The 7435-nt window shown below is 68.2% G+C and carries 7 protein-coding genes and 1 pseudogene; 2 read left to right on the top strand and 6 right to left on the bottom strand.

Features of this window, described 5'->3' with window-relative positions:
* Positions 1–1149, bottom strand: a 1149-nt coding sequence (locus CCN72_RS26855) for a ribonuclease catalytic domain-containing protein (RefSeq protein WP_086810347.1), incomplete at its 3' end; no start/stop codon positions are given.
* A 75-nt stretch (positions 1150–1224) separates the two neighbouring features.
* On the opposite strand from CCN72_RS26855, the gene yaaA reads away from it, so the two are divergent.
* The gene (gene yaaA, locus CCN72_RS26850; protein ID WP_086810345.1) at positions 1225–2007 is read left to right on the top strand and encodes a peroxide stress protein YaaA; all 783 of its coding nucleotides are present in this window, start codon (positions 1225–1227) and stop codon (positions 2005–2007) included.
* Positions 2008–2076: 69 nt separating this feature from the next.
* Here yaaA and CCN72_RS26845 read toward each other — a convergent pair whose 3' ends face one another.
* The 5 genes from CCN72_RS26845 to CCN72_RS26835 all read right to left on the bottom strand — a co-directional run bounded on the left by CCN72_RS26845 (position 2077) and on the right by CCN72_RS26835 (position 6824).
* Positions 2077–3426, bottom strand: a complete 1350-nt coding sequence (locus CCN72_RS26845) for a radical SAM/SPASM domain-containing protein (RefSeq protein WP_158101418.1) — start codon at positions 3424–3426, stop codon at positions 2077–2079.
* Positions 3419–4387, bottom strand: coding sequence for a CgnE/CgnB domain-containing protein (locus tag CCN72_RS39175; protein WP_158101417.1), 969 nt, complete (start codon positions 4385–4387; stop codon positions 3419–3421). The genes CCN72_RS26845 and CCN72_RS39175 overlap by 8 nt, the downstream gene beginning before the upstream one ends.
* A 230-nt stretch (positions 4388–4617) precedes the next feature.
* Positions 4618–4758: a hypothetical protein gene (locus tag CCN72_RS39170; protein WP_158101416.1), complete on the bottom strand. Its 141-nt coding sequence runs from the start codon at positions 4756–4758 to the stop codon at positions 4618–4620.
* A 146-nt stretch (positions 4759–4904) separates the two neighbouring features.
* Positions 4905–6125: an MFS transporter gene (locus CCN72_RS26840; protein WP_158101415.1), complete on the bottom strand. Its 1221-nt coding sequence runs from the start codon at positions 6123–6125 to the stop codon at positions 4905–4907.
* A gap of 117 nt (positions 6126–6242) precedes the next feature.
* Positions 6243–6824 (bottom strand): helix-turn-helix domain-containing protein, encoded by a 582-nt coding sequence (locus tag CCN72_RS26835; RefSeq protein WP_086810339.1) that lies wholly within the window; start codon positions 6822–6824, stop codon positions 6243–6245.
* Positions 6825–7214: 390 nt separating this feature from the next.
* Between CCN72_RS26835 and CCN72_RS26830 the strand changes: the two are divergent.
* Positions 7215–7435 (top strand): annotated as a pseudogene (locus tag CCN72_RS26830) (keto-deoxy-phosphogluconate aldolase); the annotation flags it as partial.

Raw genomic sequence — 7435 nt, 5'->3', positions numbered from 1 at the left:
GGCGTCCAGGGCGGCGAGGACCCAGTCGGGCGGGGGGTCGTTCGAGGCGGCGGACAGGGAGAGTTCCAGGGCGTAGCGGTCGGCGAGGCGCCGTAGGGGGGCGGTGCAGTGGGTGTAGGGGGCGGCCATCGCGGCATGGGTGGTGATCGCCGGGAGCGCGCCGTCGCGGAAGACCGTGTAGCCCGCGCCGCGCAGCAGCGTGGTGCACTCCTGGAGGAACGCCGCGTGGTGCGGCACCCGCGGGTCGAGGGCGCTGATCACGGCCGAGTACGGCACATGGTGCGGCCAGTCGATGCCGAGGGCCCGCGCGGTACGGCGCAGCCGGGCCACCGCGCCGTCCGGGGCGGGCGGCAGCGTGCGCAGGATGCCGGTGCCCCGCGCGAGCATCAGATCCGCGGCGGCCATGCCGGTGAGCAGGGACAGCTGGGCGTTCCATGTCTCGGCGGGCAGCGGGGCGCGGTACGACAGCGCGTAGGTGTGGTCCCGTTCGGTGATCTCCTGCTCGGGCACCGTCAGCGAGATGCCCCCGCGCGCGGCCTCCTGCCGCTCCCGTGCCCGGCCGATCTCCCTGAGCAGCGCGACCGGTTCCTCCGCCGTCCCCGCGTCGATGGCCCGCTGGGCGCCCGCGTAGTCGAGCCGGGCGCGGCTGCGCACCAGGGCCCGGCGCACCTCGACCGCGAGCGCCCGCCCCTCCGCGTCCAGGTCGATCGTCCACAGCACGGCGGGCCGGGTCCGCCCGGGCAGCAGACTGGCCGCGTCCTCGCTGAGCACCGCGGGGTGCAGCGGGACCCGCTCGTCGGGGAAGTACAGGGTGTTCACCCGCCGCTGCGCCTCCGCGTCCAGCGCTCCGCCGGGGGCGACGAAGGCGGCGACGTCGGCGATGGCGTACCGCACCCGGTAGCCGGTCCCCCGCCGGGACAGATGCGTCGCCTGGTCGAGGTCCGGGGAGCCGGGCGGGTCGAGGGTGAAGAAGGGGAGGTCCGTCGCGTCGTACGACGGTGGCGGCGGGCTCTTCGCCGCGCGCTCGGCCTCCTCCCCCACCTCCGGCGGGAACCCCTCCGGGACGCCCAGGCGGGCGCGCAGGGCGGCGAGCGCGGCCCTCAGGGGTGCCTCGGGGGCGCCGGTCACGCGGATCCTGCGGCTGAGCATGAGTCGAGCGTAGGGCGCGGGGGGCCGGGCAGCACCCCGTACGCTGGCGCCTGAGCGCAAGAGAAGGAGTACGTGTTGCTGGTCCTGCTGCCGCCCTCGGAAGGTAAGGCCGACTCGGGCAAGGGTGCCCCGCTGCGGCTGGAGTCGCTGTCCCTGCCGGGGCTGACCGGCGCGCGCGAGGCCGTGCTCGGGGAGCTGGTCGAGCTGTGCGCGGGCGACGAGGAGAAGGCGCGCGAGGTGCTGGGGCTCAGCGAGGGGCTGCGCGGCGAGGTCGCCAAGAACGCGGCCCTGCGCACGGCCGGCACCCGCCCCGCCGGGGAGATCTACACCGGTGTCCTGTACGACGCCCTGGACCTCGCCTCCCTGGACGCGGCGGCGAAGCGGCGGGCGGCGCGCTCGCTGCTGGTCTTCTCCGGGCTGTGGGGCGCGGTGCGGGTGACCGACCGCATCCCCTCCTACCGCTGCTCGATGGGGATCAAGCTGCCCGGGCTCGGCGCGCCGGCCGCGCACTGGCGGGCCCCGATGGCCGAGGTGCTGCCGGAGGCGGCCGGGGACGGTCTGGTGCTGGATCTGCGCTCGGCGGCGTACGCGGCGGCATGGAAGCCGAAGGGCGAGGTCGCGGGCCGTACGGCGACGGTACGGGTCCTGCACGCACCGACCCGCAAGGTCGTCAGCCACTTCAACAAGGCCACCAAGGGCCGCCTCGTCCGCTCCCTCCTCTCGACCGGCCTCACCCCTCGCGACCCCGCCGAACTGGTCGACGCGCTGCGGGAGTCGGGCTACGAGGTGGAATCCCGGGCCCCGGACCGGGCGGGGAAGGCGTGGGCGCTGGATGTGCTGGTGGAGGAGGTCCACTGACGCCCTTCAGTGGCGGGCGGTGGCGGTGGCCCCGGCACATCCGGCAAGCAGAGCCCCAAGGGCCGGGCTTCAGGCCACGGGGATGAGTCGGTGTTTCTCAGCGAGTACGGACAGGCGCTGCTGAAAGTTGTTCTTGTAGCTCGGGCAGGGGACGAATCCCTCGGACCAGAGCTTGGGACACGACCCGCCGCAGATGCCCAGCATCGGGCAGCCGGCGCAGGGGACGGTCTTCTCCTGAATCTGGTCATGCCAGTGGTGGAAGGGGCCCTCAGGGCGCTTGGCGTCGAGGCCGATTTCGGTTACACGCGCCAGGGCCTGGGTGTTCTCGGACACGGGGACCAGAGGCTGCTCACTGCAGGAGAAGATGTTGCCCGTGGTGCTGATGATCTCGTTGTTGGTGGTGACAGCGCCGCATACAAGCGGTTTTGACGCGGTGGGCAAGATCATGGTCCTCAGGCCCAGTCGGGTCATCGTCCTGAGCCAACCGATCTCCCGTTCCGCGAGGGTCTCTTCGTCGAGAGAGACCTGGGAAACGTCGTTCGACCAGGAGTGGACCGGCTCCAGGGTGAACAGCACCCGTGGATGAGCGAAACCGAGCGCTGCCATCTGATGCAGGTATGCGTCGACGTGCTCCGCATTGGCGGTGGTGATGTTGGTCCGCAGTTCGAAGGTCACATCGGCGAGGGCATCGTCGGCCAGGGCGCGGGTGAGGAGGTCGGTGATGCGTCGGAAGGACGTACCGCCAGATTTCAGGATGCGGCTCTGGTCGTGGATGTGTTCCGGGCCGTCCAGGGTGATGCAGTATTTGGTGACCTGGGCCTCTTCTGCCAGACGGTGCAGCTTGCGCAGGGTCAGCAGGGAACCGTTGGTGACCATCGATGACTGGTAACCGACCCCCGCTCGGTCAGCGGCCTCGACGAAGCGTCGGCTCAGATCAAGGATGACGGCGTAGCCCATCATCGGTTCGCCACCGAACCAGCGCACCTCGACCTGTCTGTTACTGCCGGAAGTGATGGCTCTTCCCACCCGGGCGGCGATGGCGTCGCGGTGATTGTCCGGAAGCCGACCCTTGGTGTGCTCTTGACCGCAGTAGGTGCAGCCCATGTTGCAGTAGCGGGTGGGCAACAGGCTGAAGATCCGCACGCCGCTCGCACGGGCCACTTCTCGCGAGCGGCTGAGCAGTGTGTGCAGTTCGTCTTCGTCGGCGGGTACGGCGAGTTCCACGTCGAGCAGGCGCTGAAGCAACTGCGGATCGTCGGTCGGGACCTGACCTGCGCTGAGCTGAGCGGCTACTTCCTCGGTGAGCAGAAGAGGCACCGCCCGCCGGGTGCTGTAGACCAGGCGCAGGCGTTCGCCGAGGGAGTTGGTGTAGAGGCTCTCGCTGTGGATGGCGTACCGGCTCGGGCGTAGTTCACTCATGAGGTGTCCGAGCCCCGCAGCAGTCGCCGTCGATGTCCTCATCGCTGACGTTGGTGGGGTGAGGCAGGACGCTGGGCGCAAGCGTGCGGGAGGTGACGGGGATCGGGTCACCATCGATGTGGATGGTGACGTCGCTGGTGATGAGGTCGATGTGGATATCGGTGTAGTAGTCGACGACATCGAGGAGTTGGCCATGCTGGCCGAATCCGAGGTGGATTCCGGGATGGCGCTCGTTGATGTGGGAGTTCATGCCGATGAACTCGTCGATGCCGATATTCGTGCCGAAGCCGAGTTCACCGACGTGGTTGCCGTGGTCGATCTGAATGCAGCGCTCGAAAAGCTTGGCGGTCTTCTCGTCGTTGCAGGAGTAGGAGACGACGTCGCTGTCCTTGAGCTCGACGGTGAGCGGGTTGTCGCCCAGGCGTGCGTCGAGCTGGACAGCCTTGTTGACGTTGAACGCTCCGTCCGCAACGAGGCGGCCGGTGACGGAGGCGGGGTAGGTGGCGACTTCACCGGCAGGGAGGATGACGAAGGATCCGGGCCGCCAGACGCCGCGGTTGCTGAGCCAGCGGTAGCGGTCGTTGTCCAGGGCGATTTCGAGTTCGCTGCCGGAGCTGGTGGTGACGGCAAGGTGCTTGGCCGCCAGAAATCGGTGCAGCAGGCCGGCGTTGATGGCGCTCAGTTCGGTTGGGGTGGGTCCGAGAGCGAGGCGGAAGAAGTCCCAGCTGCCGTTGATGATGCGCAGCGGCAGAACTTGGTCGCCGTAGGTGTCGACTGCGCGGCGCACGACATCGGCGTGCGACATGGTGTCGCGTTCGATGGTGACGAGGACCAGCCGGCCGGTCAGACTCTCGCGGGAGGGCAGTACTGCGCTCAGCCGGTCGGCAAAGCCCGGGTCCTCTACTGGCGCCATGCCCACTGCTGCGGTGGCCACCCCGCGGTCACGGGCGGTGAGCAGCAAAAGGGAGGCCTGATCACGGCAGTCCGGGGTGTAGATGACCAGCAGGGTGTCGGTGGGCTTAGCTGGGCGTAGCCGTCGAGGAAGGTGTCCACTCCCCGCAGGACGCGGGCGTCGATGGTTGTTTCGGGGGGTGCCGTGGTCATGGTCAAGCTCCGTGAGTGATGGGCTGTGTGGCGAGCGGGCCCTCGGGGCGCCGGATGCTCCTCCAGCGCCCCGAGGGATTGGCCGCGTCAGCAGATGTTGTTGAGGATCTTCCACAGACCGGGCAGGTTGTCGTCGGACAGGATGTCCCCGCCGGTCAACGCCATACCCTGGTGAATGACACTCGGCTCCGCCTGCGCCAGCTCCTCGTTCATAGCCTGCAGACGCATTTCCAAAGCGGTCATAACAAAGTCCCCCTAGTGGGTTGCAACGTGAAAATAATGCCGGACTGGCATGTGAAGGAACGGCTGCCGGAGCCCACGAGTGAGTACGTGGTGAACAGGTCCAGCCTCGATCCCCCGGAATGAAGGGCGGATCAGTCTGTGGAGAGGGCGGCAGCTGAGACCGCGCGCTGCTCAGTGGCAGGTGCCGATGTCTTCGCGGAGTCGGCACCGCGGTAGATGTGGGTGACGGCCAGGGCGAGCAGGAGCAGGCCGCCACCGAAGGCGTAGACGGTACGTGGTTGTACGAGTGAGGCAACGAGGCCCGAGCACATCAGGGCGGCGATGGTGGCGCTGTTGAGCAGTGCGGCATGAGCCGCCACCGCGCTCCCCTGGCTCGCCGGGTCGATGGTGCGCCCCACAGTGGTCTGGCGTGCGACGCCGAATATTCCGTCGGCGATGCCGGCCAGGGCAGTCAGTACGAAGAGGCCTGGCAGACTGTGCAGGGCCGCGATGGCCAGTAAGGCCACGCCCACCGCCAGGACGGTGAGGACAGCGGGACGCACGGTGGGGCGTTCGGCAAGCCGGCGTCCGGCGATTGCGGCCCCGGCGATCTGCCCCGCCGCCCATGCTGTGGTCACCAGTCCGAAGACTGTTGCGCTGGCACCGTAGGAGTCGCGTACGAGGTAGACCTCCACGACATTGGTGATCTGAAGGGCAAAGGTGAGCACCAACCCGATGAGCACCATGCGCGCTAGCGGAAGGTGCTGCGCCAGGACTCGCAGGCCGACGAGGAATCCTGACTTCTGATCAGGTTCCGCAGAGTCGGAGGGTTCGGCCGTATCGGTCGGCGCCGGCAGGAAGAGGGCGACCACGGGCACGGAAAGGTAGGTGACCGCGTCTACCAGCAGCACCCCGCGCAGTCCGATGGCATCCATGAGCAGGGCACCGACACCGGGCCCGATGAGGAAGCCCAGGCTGGACGCCATGGAGACAAGCGCCCCAGCGCGACTCATCAGAGGCCCGGGAGCAGCCCGAAGCAACGCCTTCACGAACACCGGCGCCGCGACCGCCATCAGCGCCGACAACACGGCGAACAGGGCGATGAGCAGGGGGACCGCGTCGAGCATCGCCATCACAGCGCACACGGCGACCAAGGCGACACCCAGGGGCGGCAGTACCTGCCTGGCCGGATAGCGGTCGGACACCCGGCCGGCCAAGCCGGCCAGCACGATCGCCGGGACGGACATCGCCCCGAAGAGTGCGGCGATCCCGAAGCCTCCTGTGCCCCGGTCGTGGAAGTCAAGCATCAATGCGGTGATGGCGAGACCGTCCCCCAGGCAGGAAACCAGGAACGTGGCAGCGATCGCCGTCACGTGACCTGGGAGACGGCCGCGCGTGGCAGCCGAAGTCATGTTCTGAAGTTATAGCTTCGAAGTTACAAAGGGCAAGCGATTTTCGAAGTTTTGACTTCGAAGCATCTGCTTCGGAGATCAGCTTTCAGGGAGCACCTCCGGCACCGCCCGCAGCGAGACGGCCACCGGACGACGACCCTTCTCGGCACCGTCCCGCGCGCGATCGCTGTATGTCTGGAAGAGCGCTTTGACCTGAAGGAGAAGTTCGTCCAGCTCTTCGGGCCGCACCTCCACCCTGGCGTTGACGATCGACAGTGCCTCGCGCCACTCCGCCGGCTGCTCGGCCTCGGCGTCGAGCCACTCCTCCAACTGCCGATCACTGCGGGACAGGTACTGCCGCAGCAGATCGCGACTCGCCGCGCCACCGTCGCGTTCGCTATTGGCGACGACCAGCTGGGACGACCTCGCACGCCACAGGTGCTTACGCTTGTCAGGGTGCTCCGCTTCCTCGATCAGCCCGGATTCGGCGAGCGCTCGCAAGTGCCAACTCGTTGCCGACGGTGACAGGCCGGTTGCAGAGGCACACTCGGTCGCCGTACCGGGGCCGACCTCCGTCAAGCGCGCCATGATGGCCAGCCGGGCTGGATGCGCCAGCGCCCGCATGACCTTCGGATCATCGACGCGCAGAGGCGCCAGGGAAGGGTTTGTTGACGGCTGCATAGCAGTCAGCGTATCTGAAGTTTTTCCTTCAGAAATGCCTGCGTGGTGGGACAACTCTCACCAAACCGCCCCAGCAACCGCTAGGGCGGCCCATACCCGCAGGTCTGGGGCTCCACCGCCCGGCAGTAAATGGGCCGCAAAATTCCGTCAAGTGCGCGAGAGCGGCCCTTGCTTGAGGAAACCGCAGCGCTGCCACGCGCGCTACGCGCATAGGCCGGATGCGACAACTCCCCCACGCTGCTCTCACAGCAGCAGCACGCCCGCCACTTCTTTCGGACCGGCGCGATCCAGCACGAGGTCTGAAGCTCTATTGGGCGTAGAGGCTCAGAAGGTGTTGCAGTATGCGCAACGACGATTGCGGAGGGTGTGACCGGTCGGGACGATGAGGGCATGCCGTTGCCGTTGTCGTCGCAGGTGGACTCCGTGCTCGATCTCGCGGCCGTGGTGCCGGTGGTCGTGATCGCGGAGGTGTCCGATGCCGTGCCGGTCGCGCGGGCGCTGGTGGGTGGGGGGTTGCGGGGGGTCGAGGTGACGCTTCGTACGCCTGCCGCGTTGGAGGCGATCCGGGCGATCGCCGAGGAGGTGCCCGAGGCGGTGGTCGGGGCGGGGAC

The organism is Streptomyces murinus (assembly GCF_002154555.1).
Taxonomy (GTDB): Bacteria; Actinomycetota; Actinomycetes; order Streptomycetales; family Streptomycetaceae; genus Streptomyces; species Streptomyces murinus.
The sequence above is the reverse complement of the archived record's forward strand: the minus strand, read 5'-3'. Positions and strand labels throughout refer to the sequence as shown.

Coding starts and splice junctions, on each gene's coding strand:
- CCN72_RS39170 (WP_158101416.1), bottom strand. CDS start 4,758: ATGCGTCTGCAGGCTATGAACGAGGAGCTGGCGCAGGCGGAGCCGAGT.
- CCN72_RS26845 (WP_158101418.1), bottom strand. CDS start 3,426: ATGAGTGAACTACGCCCGAGCCGGTACGCCATCCACAGCGAGAGCCTC.
- CCN72_RS26835 (WP_086810339.1), bottom strand. CDS start 6,824: ATGCAGCCGTCAACAAACCCTTCCCTGGCGCCTCTGCGCGTCGATGAT.